The following is a 13,480-nucleotide window of genomic DNA, read 5'->3' on the forward strand; positions in this document are numbered from 1 at the left end:
CAGATTGTGGTGAGATGGCTGCTTAAGCGCCGGCGCTGTTGGTCAGTATGAAGCCGGCGACTACGGCAATGACAGCAATCGACCCCATCAGCACGGCGATGCGCGCCGCTCTTGACCTTGGGTCTTCCTCATCTTCTGGCGCAGCAGCGTCCAGCGGCGCGGCCGGCAGAAGAAAGGCGGCGCGGCGCGACAATCCCTCCATGCCGAGCAGGGCCAACACCCGGATCATCTGGACGGTCCAGCGAGGCGGCTCCCGCTCACCCATGACGTGATCCAGATAGGCGAGGGCGGCAACGATCCCGACCGTGCCGACGAGGGGAAGGCCCAGGCTCATGTGCTGGACCTTCAGCGCTTGGCCGGGAAACAGGATTACGCAGCCATAGCCGAACAGGATGGCCGCTCCGACCAAATGGGCCAGACGCCAGGGCCAAGGCGCCGAAACTTTCTTTTCATAGGCCTTTCCGAGCAGACGGCAGACCTCCAGCAGGCAGACGCCAGAGGCGAGAAACACGATACCCGTGTAGAGCACCATCAGCAGGTGGGGGACTTGAGCGGTCATTTCTGAGGCTCCTGGTTGAAGACCGCCCGCACCACGCGGGTCAGCATGTCAAAGAGCGAGCGAGGGTCGTTCGCCACCATCCAGCCCAAGGCAAGGGCGACGCCGCGCATGTCGAGCACGGGGACTAGGGCCAAGATGACGCCGTGGGTCAGGGCTTCGGCAACGATGGGGCCCGCGACAATGCCAAGGGCCAGATTGAGCCAGGCGCGGCGCTGAGCGACCGGGTTGCCCGCCTTTGCGGAATAGGCCGTCACCAGCCCCACAGCCCCCGACAGCAATCCGCCGCACAGGCCCCAGAACGCGGGAAGTTCGCGTGGGTCAATCATCCGCCACTCCGACTTAAGACTGTGACGGAACAGCCTTAATCGGCGGCTCGCACTATAGAAGGTGAGGGTTCGCCCAGACCTGCTCACCATCGCTATGGGTCATTCCCTCTAGCGTTGGCTTGGTCGCATCGTAGGTGAAGCCACACGGGCGTTCCCAAAGCAGATCCCATCCCATGCCGTGGAAAAGCTGGAACAGATCGCCCTCGATCTTCCGACTATGAGTTCCGATGCAGACGCGAGCTACGCGCTCCTGCATGAGGTCGACGGCTGATGCAGCGACATCATATTCGGCGCCCTGAATGTCCCAATGGATATAGTCGATACGCTGGTGGTTCCCGCAGATCGCCTGAAGCGAGAAGGCTGGGACGGCCTCGGTTGCGAGCGCATGTCCGCGATAGTCGATGCCTTCGTGCTCTTCCGCGCGGGCGCCGTAATCATCAACGGCGAGTGCGCTGGGGAAACGAAGCGTCCCATTTTCTTTCCAAGCCGCGCCGTGGATGATCGTCGGCTCAAGCACGTCCAGATCGTTTGCCGCGAAATGATCTCTAAGGGTCTGAACCTTGATGCGGCACGCCTCGACGGCGATCAGATTGATGGCTTTGTAACCAGAGCGGCGGCACACGACGCCGGCCGCAGACACCCATGGCCCCCACGCCGCGCCCAGTTCGATGGCAGTGAAAGTTTCCCCGTCGCCATCCTCAATCGCTGACAGGAGGGCGGCATACTCGATCTCGCCACCATAGACCTGATCGGACGGGCGAGGCAGGCCTCCAATCACCTGGCCGTCAAATGGCGCGGCGTGCGGGAACAAGCTTGTCTGTGTGCGCAGCCCCAAGAAGTTTGTGAAGAAACCGGGCCTCGGCGTGAGGTCACGCATCGGCGCCCGGTAACGACCGAGCAGATTTTCAGAGCAGTCGATCAAAGCTTGGGCCATCACGAATTATGGCCACAACCGGACGACGGCGCAACTGTCAGCCGATGATGGTTCCGGTCTTGTTGGATTGCGCGCCGATAGTCGTCACGGCTTGGTCGAAGATGCCGGTGATCAGGTTGCGGTTTGACGTGCCTTGCTCAACGAAGGTCGTCGCCGAAGGCGAGCCAGTGTCGCGCACGGCAGTGCCGATGTCGAAACGCGACCGGACGGTGTTGTTGCAAACGATCGCGGGCGCGCCCAGGTGCTGCTTGTCGTATTGGGCCAGCGTTCGCGCGCCGAAATAGATGCGATTGCAGTTGGTGATCGTCGCCGCATAATCGGTGTTCACCAGCATGTCGGCTGCGAAGGTGCAGTCCTCCAGGCCCTCAAAATCCACGCCGGTCCCTAGGCCCGGGGCCGCCTCGGAGGCGTACCCCATCCACAGGCCGCTGAAGTGCAGATAGTGGGCGAGGGCCGCCGACCCCCTTTTGACGATCAAGAGGTCCGGACAGGTGTCGATCAGGCCGCCGACCCAGCTGAACCACTTGAGCTCTTTGCCCAGCGCGCCTTCGCCGAAATACACGCCGGCCGTGCCGCAACCCAGCACCTCCAGCCCGAAGACGCTAGATCCCGTGATGCAGAGACCTCGGAACCCATATCGTCCGCAACCGAAGATGCGGCCCCCGTGGATGCCAACCGCGTTCTCGGCAAGGGCCGGATCACCTTCATCGGCGTAGAAGCCGTCTCGGCAAGCCAGATCGCCCTGACCATTGATCCGAGCATTGAAGATCTCGGTGTGGAAGGAGTCGCGCCAGCGCATGGCCTTCGAACAGGCATAAACGCGCACGTTGTCGATGAAGCAGCTGTTTGTGGCGCCCAGCATGATGCCGTCCGCCAGCTGATTGGCGGTCGGGTTCGACGCCTTGAGGTAGGGCCCCAGGATGGTGAAGTGCGCCAGGATCGTCTGGAAAAGCGGCGCCTCCTTGTTCTCGTCATTTTTGAACAAGGGGACGTTCTGGTTGAACTTCAGCGTGGTCGCGCCAATGCCCTCGCCCTCAATCACGACGTTGTCGCAGCCGGTCAGGTCGAGGACCCGATCGGCCTTGGTTGGATGCTTCGATCCGAAGAAGGTCACGCCCGCTGGAAGCTTGACCTTGATGCAACCGCCGCTGAACTTCGACCCCAGCGTCTTGGCGTAGTCGATCGCCGCCTGCACGGCGGCTCGCGCGTCCGTCTCTCCATCAACCGTGGCGCCGCCAGCAAACTGGGGTTCGCGCGGATTAATCTGCTCGACCACGGTACGAAGCTGAAGCTTCGACGCCAGTGGTGTCATGGAGCGGATGTCGGATGTGCCGGCTTTAGCCTCGCTGGCTGAGGCGCGCGCCAATCCAATATTGGACCGAAACGCCGCCTGATCGACGACATTGCCCGCCGTCAGATCGGTTCGGGTTTCAGCGGAGACTAGGTCCAGAGAGACGCTCGGCTGGACATCGTCGAAGACGCTGGGATTGCCAATGCTCGCCCCGGTCGAAAGCGAGTACCCAACGGTGTAGAGTGCGGGGGACTCTTCCGAGCCACTATCCGCCCAAACGGCCGGAAACTGGCCCGACGCGTTGGCGATTACCGGATTGGTCAAGGGCGTGCTTAGCCCGGCGTCGGCATAAACTGTGACGCGGGTTGTGGTTCGGTTGGCGTAGACATCCATCCGCGCGCCGGGGGCCAAGCGTCCCAGGCGATCGCGCGCAGGCGTGTATGCGCTGATGGCGAGCAAGCCAGCGGCCATGTGGACCTCACAGATTTTGTGGTACAGATCGACCCATGAAGGTGATCGAGGGGGAGTTCCGGTTCGTCTCCGAGGGCGGAGAGCCGGTTAAGCCAAAGCCGATGGCAGGCCTTTGGGGGCGGGCGGCCGGGTGGCTCGTGCGTCAGCCCGCCTTCTGGCTCTGGGTCGTCATGCTGACGGTTGTTGGCCTGACAGAAGGCCTGTGGTGACCTGCTTGCGAAGCACGCGCTGAAGGTTTCGAGCCTCGCGCTTCGTCATCCGCTGGGCCAGGAAGCCGATCACCTCTTGGGTCCGCGCCGGATCAATCACCGCCTCGACAATGGCTTGGGCTTCCTGATCGTTGAAGCCGCGCGAGCGGATGCGGTTGAGCGCGACGCCCGCCGCCGCCCGGATCGGGTTGGCCAGATCGCCAATGGATAGACCGGCCGCCGCCCCTGCGTCCTGAGCGTTGGTGCTGGTTTCAGAGCCGACGCGCGGGCTGGCGCGCTGGGCCTGGGTCACGGCGCGCAGTTCAGCGCCGGCGCGAGCCTTGAGCCGGTCGGCATCCAGGCCAATCGACGCGGCCCGGCGATATTGATCATCGTCATAGGCCAGATTGGACAGCACGCCGCGCGCCGTGGTCGGGTTTGACCCGGCCGCCTGCATGGCTTGCCCCGCCGCCTGGCGCTGGACCGTCAGCTCGCCGGGCGTGCCGCCGGCGGCGCGGCCCACGAAAGCGTCGGTCGAACGGGCGCTAACGGGATCGGTGCTGACGGAGACGAAGTTCCGGCCGGTCGTTGCGGCTTCCAGCAGATCGCTGTCGTCCGCATACTGCCCCAGCCACTTCCGATAGCCCTCGGAGCTGTTGCGGCCGGCGTCGCGGACAGCCTTGCCGAGGTTGGCGAGGACCGGGCCGTCGGCCGGGGCGTTGGAGCGGAACGCGCCGTCGGCGGCGTTGCGGAGGGCGGCCGAGATGTCCTGAACTTCGCGCACCGTCAGACGGGCGCTGGCCGGGTTGTCCCGTACCGTGTCTGCCAAGGAGGCGAGCCGGTTGGCGGCGTCGCGTTCGGCCGGGTCGATGGAGCCTTGCGCGCGGCGAATGGCGGCCTGAACAGCCCCTTGCGCCAGATCGCTGCGCAACGCCTGGATGGCGTTGTCGTCCAGCGCGACCATGTCGCCGCCAAAATCGTTGATTGCGCCGGCGTTGGCCCGACGGGTCTTGGCCAGATCGTCCATGACGGCCTGCGTCGGGCGAGCGTCTGACGACACTTCCTCGCTGGCGATGCGACGGACGCGCGAGGGCAGACGTTCCCGGCGCCCTTCGGCGAACCGGACGGCGAGATCTCGGGCTGGGGTGTCGCGGGTGGCCAGCGCACGGACGCGGCCCAGGCTGGCGTCGTCCAGCGCGTCGACGGCGGTGGCGTCGATGCCAAGGCCCGCCTGCTCATCCACGCGGCCCGACAAGGCGTTGACCCGCTGCGGCCCCATGCGATCGGCGAAACGGTTCAGCCCCGAGCGTAAGGCGTTCGGCTGAGCTCGCTCAGTCAGTGCGGCGGCGCCCGGAACATTCAGGGCTTCGCCGGCGCGACCGACCTGCCGACCGATGAAGCGATTGCCCGCTTGCAGGGCATTGCCGACCGGTGCGGCGACGCGGCGACCGATGAATCCGGCGACGGGCGCGCCGACAGCGCCAGCGGCCGCGCCGACACCGCCGCCGATCGCGGCCTCCGGTAGCCGCTGAAGGGCGTTTCCTTCCGCCGAGCCGAAGCCATAGGCCCCACCATAAGCGCCGCCTGCCGCCGCAGCGCGCAAGGCGTTCGGGGCCGTGGCCAGGGCGCGGCCGCTAATACCAAGCCCACGCAAGACCGCGCCACCCGGAACCAAAGCCCCGGCGACTTGTCCAGCTACTCGACTGACGGGGGTGTCTTCGGAGTCCGCCTTAGCGAGACCGCGCTCTAGCGCCACGTTGTGTCGGTAAGCATCTCCGAAATTACCACCCCAGCCGGTGCGCGTCCCAGCAGAATCCGGCGCAGGCAGGACGCTGTTGATCCCGGCTGCAATCTCATCGGATAGGCCGAAGGTAATGGTGTCGAGGGCGCCACGGCCGAATGCCGTCGCTTTGCGACCCAAGCCGTCACCTTCTTCTTGGCGATAGCGCTCGACGCCTTGCTCTGCGGTTGGCTCGGGATTGAGGTTCAGGCCGGGCCGAAGGGATTGCGCGCCCTGTTCGGGTGCGCCCCGGCTGGCGGTGGCTTCAAACGGCTCTCCATCGCCACGACGGACCCAGCCGCCATTCTGGAGCAGCGCGAGGATCTCGTCGGGCGAGATGCCGCTTTCGATGTCGATGGCGGTTTGCGGCGAAGATCCAGGCGTCGGAACCTGTGGGGCAGGGGCGACAGGCCTGCCGTCGGGGCCAATTTCATAGCCGCCCTCGACGCCCTGAACGGTCGAGGCGATGCCGGCGTAATCAGGCAGGCCGGTTTTCTCATTTACCGCGAGGCGGCCAGGCGCATCGGGATAGTCGCCCAGTGCCGAGGCGCCGGGGCCAGCCGCGAAGCGCGTTCCCTTGTAGGTCTCGGAACGGGTGCGGTAGCGCTGGTCAGCTAGCTGATCGTTGCCGCGGTCGAAGTTGATCGCGGCCACGCGGGCGATTTCCGGGTTTGTCGCGGCAGCGCCGGTCAACTGGCGCAGATTACCTTCCGCCCAGCGCAGCTCGGCCTGGCGTCCCCGGTCAGACACGTCGTCACGGATCAGCCGGCCGAAATAGTCGCCATCGAACGGAATGAGGCCGGCGACAGCCGCCGCCTGATTGCGCAGGCTGGCCGGGTCGTAGCCTTCCTGACGGGCCTGCTGATAGTCCTGCTCAGCGCCGCGCATCATCAGCCCATACTGGATCGACTTGCCTTGGCCTTCTGTCAGCTTGCCGACGCCGTCGCCGCCACCCTGCTGCAGCACAGTTAGGCCGCCGCGCGGTCCATAGCGGACGATGTCGCCATTCGGGAGCTTCTGGGCGCCGTTGCCGTATTCCGGCGCAGCGACAGGCGCAGCTTGCTCCCAGTTGTTCTGGTCTTTCGGATCGCCCCCGAGGAAGCGATAGCCGTCATAGACCTCTCCTTGCGTCGGACCCGCCATTACCAGCTGCGCTCCCAAGGACGACCAGCCGGCGCGGCGGCGGGTGAGGATGAACGGGCCGAACCCGAGGACGAGCGCCCACCCGAGCGACCGGTTTTCGGCGCGCGGCGGGAGGCGGCGAGGGCGCCAGCGGTGCGCGGGTCGGCTGGCCCGCCTGCGATCGGCTCAAGCGCGCCGTCAGCCGTCCAGCGATAGCCGTTCGGGGCGTCTTCCCGTGTGGCCTGACGTACATTGGTCAGGTCGCCGGTGTAGGGGTCGATCCGATCCAGAGCGCCGCGCTGGCCTTGCAGGTATCGGGGTTGCTCGACTTCGCCGCCCGCCGCCGTGATCAGGCTGTCGAGATCCATGTCGCTCAGGCTCTCCGGGGTGATCATGGAAATCACCGACTGATCCACGCCGTCCTGCTGAAGGATCGGCAGAACGCGGCTCTGATAGGCCTGCCAGCGCTGCTCGGCCGGGAGACGTCGAAGACCTTGGGCGCCGGCTACCAGTGTCGCGAAATGCCGATCGCGCTGGGCCTGGGCGTCCTGTGTGGCCTGACGGGACGCCTGCTGATCGTAGCGACCGAGCTGCAGACCCTCGTCGATCATGCCGTTGGACAGCAAGGCGTTGCGGGCGCCGGTGGCGTCGCCGGTGGCATATTGCGTTCCGGCCATGCGCAGGGCGTTCCGGTCCTGCTCGCGAAGCAAATCTTGCTCAGCCAGCCGGTTGTTCTGAAGCGTGCTGTCGCGCATCTGGCGATAGGTGTCGAAAGCCGACATCAGAAGCCTCCCGCGAACATTTTGGCGTATTTCGCCAAGGCGTTGTTGCCGAACGTGCCGGTGATCGTTCCCCACAGGCCGGCTGTCGCATCGGCTTTCTGCCCGTAAGACGTGGCGAGGTTCTGGGCGTTCTGTTGCAGCGCGTTCTGGCTAGAGTTGGCGGTGGCCTGGCCCGTTTGGGCGCCGGTGTTGACCGCCGTTTGACCCAGCCCGGCCATCGCCAGCAGGGCGTTGCGCTCTTGGTTATAGACGCCCGTCGCATAGTCGGCGCCGAACTTTAGCCCGGCCTTCGCCGCGTCGCCCGAGAGTAAGCCACCCTTCGCTGCCGCCGAGGCGTTGATTTGTCGTTGGCCTGCCTGGAGGTTGGTCTGATAGCCGGGATTGGCCTCTAGCCATTTGGTGGGGTCGATCGTGCCGTCGGCCAGACCTTGCAGTTGGCCCGTCGCTGTGTCGCCCAGTTTGCGGCTGGGCGCCGTGGCCTCCCAGATACGGTTGAACTGCTCGCGCTGTAGCGCCATCGACTGATCGGTGGCGTATTGCGATGCAGCCGCCGACTTGTCAGCCGCCTGCTTCTGGGCCTTGGCGGTCTTGGACGCGCCGAAGATGTCGAGGATTCCGCCCATCAGGCCCTCCGGATGAAATCATGCTCGATGGGCTGATAGCCGGCCCGTCGGTAATAGATGTCGAGACGGGGGTCCGTCCGGTCGTGTCGGCTCAGCACAGTCAGGCCGGGCCCGGCCCATCGCTCGCCCTCGCGCCTCAAGGCGTCCCCGCCCTTGGCGGCGTAAAAGAAGACCTCGCGGGTGATGGTCTCGGCATGATTGAACCAGAGCGGAAACCGAGCCAGCCAAAGCGTGCCTCGGTCACAGACCAAGACCAGGGCGTCAGGATTGTCCATCAGCGCGCGAATGGAGGTCTCTGTGCTGATCGGGTCGAACCCAGCCTTCACATCCTCCCAGACAGAGCCGACATGGGCTTCACGGCAAAGATCCAGGATCAGGGGAATGTCGGCTTCGGTGGCGATCATGCGGCCTTCGGCGTGAGCACCGCCGTCGCACTGATCACAGCGCCCGAGACGTAGGCTGGTCCGCCAGTTCTAGCGACGCTGAGCGCGTAAGTGACGACTCCCGTCAACTCACCTTTTCCATCAATGATGATCGGCAGACTGTCTTCCGCCTGCCATGATCCATCGGGGTTTTGCAGACCCGCGCTGGAAACTGTGACGGGAACGGGAGAGCCGATTGGGCGTGTGGCGCCCGAGTTGGTTTCGGTCAGCGTGGCTGTCCCGGTCCATTCGGCGTTAGCGCTCAACGAGCCACCACTCAGAACACCAGACAGCGACAAAAGCATCTCTGTTGCGATATTCTGTGGCGACGACCCCGCCGAGGACCCGCCGGCGAGAGAGGTGAGGTCTATATAGCGCCCCCCGTTCGCCAGATCGGCACGCGCGTAGGCCTCATCCGATCGTTCCTGCGCAGCGGCGGCCGCCGCTTGGGCTTGCTGGATGAGCGCCAGTTGTTCCGCCAACTGTTTCAAAACACCATCTTGAGCGTTCTCCTGACGCTCGATCGCTTTCATCACCGTGTCCCAGAAGCGCACGAAAGCGTTCGCCGCCTTGCCCGCCTTATCGGAGATCGTGTCCGCCGCCCGAATGCGCGGCAGCTTGAACCCGTCAGCCACGCGACCGGCCCCCGCCGGCCGGGTTCATCTCGACACCCGAGAACCGGATCTCAACCGGATCGGTCATGCGAAACTCAAAGACCCGGCCGGGCGCGTCGATCATCCCCAGCCGGCGATAGCGAACGCGCTTGCGATACTGACCGCCGAACCCGGTCTGCGCTTCCTTCCAGTCGGACCACGTGCGCGACTGATCGTCTGACCAGCGCATTTGCAGGATCGCCGGCTCGCTGCCGATCGGTGACGTGCCGGGCGAAAGTGTGACCTCGATGGCGTCGCACGCCCCCACGGTTTCGGTGGCCGCCACAGCGGTGAAGATGCGCTCGAAGGTCGCGCCGTTGTCGTCCGGTCGGTCCCGCAGCGTATGAATGGCGGTGCCGGCCGAGACGTATGTCCGTTTGCCGTCATAGATGCCGGAACGGACTGGCCAATCCAGTTGGTGCCACTGGCCCGTCGCCACGTCATAGCCGAGCACTTCGCTATCCAGGCGGATCACCCGGAACGTGTGGCCCGAGAGCGCATACGAAAAGGCCTGGACGATGTCCGAGGCTTCAATCCGCTCCTCGATGCCGTGATCGGAAATCCGCTGCGGCACGCCGTCTATGCGGTAGTCGATGTTGTCCTCACCCGTGAAAAACAGGGTATTGTCCAGCTTCGAGATGCTGTCGCGGTCCTTGCACCCGCGCGAGATCGCCAGGCCCTCGATGCGAACGGCTGGCTGATCGACATCGCCGGTGATGCCGAACGCCTCGATCGATGACGTGCCGAACACATAAAGGGCATCCGCCAAGGCGCGCACGGCGATGGCGGGGTCCGGCTCGCGTTCGGCCGAGAAGAAGTCCAAGGCGTTCCAGGTCGTATCGCCGGGAACGCGGAAATATACCGTTCCCGTGTCCTGACGCACTGCGAACAGGAAGTTGTCGATGTCGCAGACCGAAATGACCGGCGCGCTATCGGGAAACGCTGTGGGGGTTAGGGTCGTGCCGTCGTACTGATAGACGATGCCGCCCGAGGCGATCCACAGGCCATCGACCGTGTAAGCCCACTCGACAGAGAAGGTATCATCTTCGATTAATCCGACAAGGTCTTCCCCACGGAAAAGCTTGTTTCCAGCGACGGCGAACAGGTCACCGTTGAACACGCCGTCATCACGTCGAAGGCCCCGGATCGGCGCGCCAAGATCGTACTCAAGCTGGAGACCCGGGCGCGGCAACAGAACGGCGCCGGTTGTCGAGGTCGGGGCCTGCTCGTGATAGAGATTGACCAGCCGGACAGGCGGAAGCCGCCCATTCGCGCGGGAATAGGCTGACAGGCCGAAAGGGAGCTGCATCAGACGTAATCGCAAGGCAGTTCGCGGCGGCAGTCGCGGTCGCGGTAGAGACGGCCCCGGATGGTGCGCTCGGAGCGCTGGGCCTCCAGCACGGTCTTGGCGCCGATCTCGCCGCCGAAGTCGTCAGCGATGGTGACGGCGAGCTGCGCGACAAAGCCGTTGTCGGTGTCGGCGCCGAAGGGGTTCAAATCGTCCAGCGTCAACGCGTCGGCGCGGCGCCATTCGGTCGAGAACAGGAACAGCCCGGCGTCAGCGCCATCCAGCACATGGATGCGAGACAAGGGCGGCATATTCCGGCGCGTGACGCACCAGGTCTCGATTGTCGGCTTGACGATCGTGGGAGTGAAGACGCTGACGGTGATGCGGTCGCCGTCGCGGGCGGTGATCGTGGCGGAAGAGGCGGCGTAAACGTCGCGCCAGCGCGCGCCAGTCAGGCCGGGGTGTTCCAGAATTAGGGATTGCAGGCGGGCGAGGATGTCTCGCTCTTCATCTGCGGATGGTGTCTCGCCGGATGCAAGGATTTTGCCGCGGCGCATGGCGGCTGCGATGATCTCACGGATGGTCATGGTCGCCTCCGAAGAGACGCCCCCAGCCGAAGCCGGGGGCGGTCAGGATCAGTCCTCGGAGCCTTCGGCGGCCTTGCGAGCCGCTTCCGCTTCGTCTTCCAGGCGCTTGGCCTCGGCCTTTTCGGCCGCGTCCAGCTTACCGCGCAGGGTCTTGAGCGAGGCGCGACCGTCAACGGTCACATCCAGCTCGGCGAGGCGAGCGCGGATCTTGTCCGCCTCCGCTTCGTCTTCCTTGGCCTTGCACAGTTCCTCATCGGTCAGGGCGTCGTCGGCGCCCTTGATCTCGATGTAGGGGTTGCCCTCAGCTTTGCGCAGCTGATCGGGCGTGAGCGTCACGTCGGTGAACTCGCGGCCGATCTCGTTGCCGAAGAAGTTGAGGGTGTCGAAGTGGCCCAGCTCGGAGGCTGGGCCAATCACGCGGGCTTGGGTGGTCATTTTCAGGCCTCCCTTACTGGCTGACGTATTCGACGGAATAGACGATGGTCCCGTTCACCGCCGCCGTCGCCGTGGCGATGCGGACGCTGATCAGGGTCTCGGCCGGGTACTGATAGCCGAAGCCGGTCGTCGCGATGCCCGATACGGGCGCCGTGGCGGCGGCGGTGGCGGCCAGCAGGCGATCGGTGTCGCCGGCGTCACCCACTTCGACCGTCACGCCCGTTGGGGCGGAAACGGTGACGCGGGCGATCTCAGCACCCTTCGGAACCACAATGGTCCCGAAGAGCGCGCCAACCGTCTGCTGACCAGCGGTGACCGGGATGCGGCCGCCGGCGTAGGTCAGCTGGTTGGAGTCGGTCGAGGTCTTGGCAGGCGCGCTGCCAGAACCCACGGCCTGGGTGGGGAAAGCTTTCGCCATGGTGCGTGCTCCTTAGTACGCGGCGAACACGGTCACGATGCCGTGCTGCGTGCCCGGGCCAACGGCGCCCGTCTCCTTGAAGAACGTCTTGTCGATGGAGCGCAGCTCCTCGGTGCCGACGCCCTTGATGAACTGGTAGTCGTCGTCCTTGCGTTCCGTGGACTTGGGATCCTGACCCCAAGCGACCACGAGGGCCTGAGCCCCGCAGAGATAGCCGGCCGCCACGTTCGCACCCGCCGTGCCGACCGCGCCCAGGACAGGCAGATCGGTGATTTCGCGGATGATGACGCCGTCCCAGATCAGGTCGCCGCCCTGGAAGTAGGGGTTGGACTCGACGCTGCGATCGATGCTGTCCTTGTTGAACGCCTTGATGTCCGGATCGGCCTTGATCTTATTGAAGGCCTGCGTCGGGACGAACAGGACGAACCACTCGCGGCCGTCACGGTCGGAGCGATAGGGACGGATCGCACGGCGTCCGGTGACCCGATCGCGCTTGCGGGCCATGTCGTCCGCCACGGTTCGCAACCTGGTCAACCGCGGCGAGCTGCGGGCCTTCCGCATCGGCCGTCAAATACGCATCCGGCCTGAGGCCGCTTCAGAATATGAGGATCGTCAGTGTCAGAGTGGAGGCTCAAGCTCTATCGAGGCAAATACGCCGCCGTCCGCAGCGTCGGAGGGCAGACCGAGCGCTTCTCACTCCGCACGGCCGATCTATCAGAGGCGAAACGGCGGCTAGCCGACCATTCCACTCAGCCGACCGGCGAGACCGTTGGCGAGATCGTGGAGGCCTACCTCGACGACAAGGACAAGACGGCGATCCGGGCGGTCGATCTGCGCGGATCCTGGAAGCAGGCCAAAGGGACGTTCGCGCACCTGCGGCCCGACCAGGTCACGCGCGATGTGTGCCGAGCCTACCGCGACATGAGATACGCGGCCGGTCGTAAGCCGGCGACGGTGCGCAAGGAACTGGAGGTCGTCAGGGCTGGACTGAACTTCTTTAAGAAGGGCGCGGCCGCCGTATTCGAGCTTCCGCCACAGCCGCCTGCAAAGGACCGCTTTCTGGATAAGGAAGAGGCAAGGGCTCTGCTCAGAGCGGCGCGCCGCTTTTCGCATGTCCGCGCCTTCATTGCCCTGTCACTGGCGACCGGAGCGCGTCAGAGCGCCTTGCTGGAACTGACATGGGATCGGGTCGATTTTCGGCGGCGTACGATCTCGTTGGCGCTGAACGATGCCCAGGATGAGCAGCGGAAGAAGCGTGCGACCGTGCCAATGACCGGGCGCGCCTATCGCTATCTCCGTGTCCTGCACGCCGGCCGAACCTGTAACCACGTCATTGAGTGGGGCGGCCATAGGGTGCTGTCGATCAAGAAAGGATTCGCTGCTGCGGCTAAGCGCGCGAACTTGGATGGGATCACGCCGCACATCCTGCGCCATACCGCCGCGTCGTGGATGGCCGAGGCCGACGTACCCATGTTCGACATAAGCCGATACCTCGGCCACTCCGACACCAGGGTCACAGAGAGGCGATACGCCAAGCTGTCACCGACCCACCTTCGCCGGGCCGCAAAAGCCCTCGACTGGTAGTTATTTGCTCTCTGGTT

The 13,480-nt window shown here is 65.0% G+C and carries 15 protein-coding genes and 1 pseudogene; 2 read left to right on the forward strand and 14 right to left on the reverse strand.

Annotated elements, in window-relative coordinates; genetic code table 11:
- Nucleotides 1–22: 22 nt before the first annotated feature.
- The 14 genes from KAK88_RS08095 to KAK88_RS08160 all read right to left on the reverse strand — a co-directional run bounded on the left by KAK88_RS08095 (nucleotide 23) and on the right by KAK88_RS08160 (nucleotide 12,383).
- The gene (locus KAK88_RS08095) at nucleotides 23–559 is read right to left on the reverse strand and encodes a hypothetical protein (RefSeq protein ID WP_242076248.1); all 537 of its coding nucleotides are present in this window, start codon (nucleotides 557–559) and stop codon (nucleotides 23–25) included.
- Nucleotides 556–885 carry a hypothetical protein gene (locus KAK88_RS08100; protein ID WP_242076249.1) on the reverse strand — a complete coding sequence of 110 codons (330 nt, stop codon included), beginning with the start codon at nucleotides 883–885 and terminating at the stop codon, nucleotides 556–558. The genes KAK88_RS08095 and KAK88_RS08100 overlap by 4 nt, the downstream gene beginning before the upstream one ends.
- Nucleotides 886–937: 52 nt before the next feature.
- Nucleotides 938–1,819, reverse strand: coding sequence for an FkbM family methyltransferase (locus KAK88_RS08105; RefSeq protein WP_242076250.1), 882 nt, complete (start codon nucleotides 1,817–1,819; stop codon nucleotides 938–940).
- 37 nt (nucleotides 1,820–1,856) lie between these two features.
- A complete protein-coding gene (locus tag KAK88_RS08110; protein ID WP_242076251.1) occupies nucleotides 1,857–3,581 on the reverse strand; it encodes a hypothetical protein in 1,725 nt (574 codons plus the stop codon).
- A gap of 168 nt (nucleotides 3,582–3,749) precedes the next feature.
- On the reverse strand, nucleotides 3,750–6,692 hold the full coding sequence (locus KAK88_RS08115) for a hypothetical protein (RefSeq protein WP_242076252.1): 2,943 nt from the start codon (nucleotides 6,690–6,692) through the stop codon (nucleotides 3,750–3,752).
- The gene (locus KAK88_RS08120; RefSeq protein WP_242076253.1) at nucleotides 6,692–7,453 is read right to left on the reverse strand and encodes a hypothetical protein; all 762 of its coding nucleotides are present in this window, start codon (nucleotides 7,451–7,453) and stop codon (nucleotides 6,692–6,694) included. The genes KAK88_RS08115 and KAK88_RS08120 overlap by 1 nt, the downstream gene beginning before the upstream one ends.
- On the reverse strand, nucleotides 7,453–8,076 hold the full coding sequence (locus KAK88_RS08125) for a hypothetical protein (RefSeq protein ID WP_242076254.1): 624 nt from the start codon (nucleotides 8,074–8,076) through the stop codon (nucleotides 7,453–7,455). Before KAK88_RS08125 ends, KAK88_RS08120 begins: the two co-directional genes overlap by 1 nt.
- Nucleotides 8,076–8,480 (reverse strand): hypothetical protein, encoded by a 405-nt coding sequence (locus tag KAK88_RS08130; RefSeq protein ID WP_242076255.1) that lies wholly within the window; start codon nucleotides 8,478–8,480, stop codon nucleotides 8,076–8,078. The genes KAK88_RS08125 and KAK88_RS08130 overlap by 1 nt, the downstream gene beginning before the upstream one ends.
- The gene (locus KAK88_RS08135; protein WP_242076256.1) at nucleotides 8,477–9,133 is read right to left on the reverse strand and encodes a hypothetical protein; all 657 of its coding nucleotides are present in this window, start codon (nucleotides 9,131–9,133) and stop codon (nucleotides 8,477–8,479) included. The genes KAK88_RS08130 and KAK88_RS08135 overlap by 4 nt, the downstream gene beginning before the upstream one ends.
- A complete protein-coding gene (locus KAK88_RS08140) occupies nucleotides 9,126–10,460 on the reverse strand; it encodes a packaged DNA stabilization protein (RefSeq protein ID WP_242076257.1) in 1,335 nt (444 codons plus the stop codon). The genes KAK88_RS08135 and KAK88_RS08140 overlap by 8 nt, the downstream gene beginning before the upstream one ends.
- On the reverse strand, nucleotides 10,460–11,026 hold the full coding sequence (locus KAK88_RS08145) for a hypothetical protein (RefSeq protein ID WP_242076258.1): 567 nt from the start codon (nucleotides 11,024–11,026) through the stop codon (nucleotides 10,460–10,462). The genes KAK88_RS08140 and KAK88_RS08145 overlap by 1 nt, the downstream gene beginning before the upstream one ends.
- A gap of 48 nt (nucleotides 11,027–11,074) precedes the next feature.
- Nucleotides 11,075–11,461, reverse strand: a complete 387-nt coding sequence (locus KAK88_RS08150; protein ID WP_242076259.1) for a hypothetical protein — start codon at nucleotides 11,459–11,461, stop codon at nucleotides 11,075–11,077.
- Between the two features lie 13 nt (nucleotides 11,462–11,474).
- On the reverse strand, nucleotides 11,475–11,879 hold the full coding sequence (locus tag KAK88_RS08155; RefSeq protein WP_242076260.1) for a hypothetical protein: 405 nt from the start codon (nucleotides 11,877–11,879) through the stop codon (nucleotides 11,475–11,477).
- Nucleotides 11,880–11,891: 12 nt separating this feature from the next.
- Nucleotides 11,892–12,383, reverse strand: coding sequence for a DUF4043 family protein (locus KAK88_RS08160; protein WP_242076261.1), 492 nt, complete (start codon nucleotides 12,381–12,383; stop codon nucleotides 11,892–11,894).
- Between KAK88_RS08160 and KAK88_RS16140 the strand changes: the two are divergent.
- Nucleotides 12,382–12,429, forward strand: a pseudogene (locus KAK88_RS16140) (hypothetical protein); the annotation flags it as partial. The gene KAK88_RS08160 and the pseudogene KAK88_RS16140 sit on opposite strands and share 2 nt — an antisense overlap.
- A 65-nt stretch (nucleotides 12,430–12,494) precedes the next feature.
- Entirely contained in the window at nucleotides 12,495–13,463 is a 969-nt protein-coding gene (locus KAK88_RS08165; protein ID WP_242076262.1) for a tyrosine-type recombinase/integrase, read from the forward strand.
- Nucleotides 13,464–13,480 lie beyond the last annotated feature (17 nt).

It is taken from the genome of Brevundimonas diminuta (assembly GCF_022654015.1).
In the GTDB taxonomy this organism is placed as follows: Bacteria; Pseudomonadota; Alphaproteobacteria; order Caulobacterales; family Caulobacteraceae; genus Brevundimonas; species Brevundimonas diminuta_C.

Bases quoted from the DNA above. Each gene is read 5' to 3' on its own strand.
- KAK88_RS08150 (WP_242076259.1), bottom strand. From the start codon at position 11,461: ATGACCACCCAAGCCCGCGTGATTGGCCCAGCCTCCGAGCTGGGCCAC.
- KAK88_RS08110 (WP_242076251.1), bottom strand. From the start codon at position 3,581: ATGGCCGCTGGCTTGCTCGCCATCAGCGCATACACGCCTGCGCGCGAT.
- KAK88_RS08105 (WP_242076250.1), bottom strand. From the start codon at position 1,819: ATGGCCCAAGCTTTGATCGACTGCTCTGAAAATCTGCTCGGTCGTTAC.
- KAK88_RS08120 (WP_242076253.1), bottom strand. From the start codon at position 7,453: ATGTCGGCTTTCGACACCTATCGCCAGATGCGCGACAGCACGCTTCAG.
- KAK88_RS08125 (WP_242076254.1), bottom strand. From the start codon at position 8,076: ATGGGCGGAATCCTCGACATCTTCGGCGCGTCCAAGACCGCCAAGGCC.
- KAK88_RS08155 (WP_242076260.1), bottom strand. From the start codon at position 11,879: ATGGCGAAAGCTTTCCCCACCCAGGCCGTGGGTTCTGGCAGCGCGCCT.
- KAK88_RS08130 (WP_242076255.1), bottom strand. From the start codon at position 8,480: ATGATCGCCACCGAAGCCGACATTCCCCTGATCCTGGATCTTTGCCGT.
- KAK88_RS08100 (WP_242076249.1), bottom strand. From the start codon at position 885: ATGATTGACCCACGCGAACTTCCCGCGTTCTGGGGCCTGTGCGGCGGA.
- KAK88_RS08095 (WP_242076248.1), bottom strand. From the start codon at position 559: ATGACCGCTCAAGTCCCCCACCTGCTGATGGTGCTCTACACGGGTATC.
- KAK88_RS08160 (WP_242076261.1), bottom strand. From the start codon at position 12,383: ATGGCCCGCAAGCGCGATCGGGTCACCGGACGCCGTGCGATCCGTCCC.
- KAK88_RS08140 (WP_242076257.1), bottom strand. From the start codon at position 10,460: ATGCAGCTCCCTTTCGGCCTGTCAGCCTATTCCCGCGCGAATGGGCGG.
- KAK88_RS08145 (WP_242076258.1), bottom strand. From the start codon at position 11,026: ATGACCATCCGTGAGATCATCGCAGCCGCCATGCGCCGCGGCAAAATC.
- KAK88_RS08115 (WP_242076252.1), bottom strand. From the start codon at position 6,692: ATGGCGGGTCCGACGCAAGGAGAGGTCTATGACGGCTATCGCTTCCTC.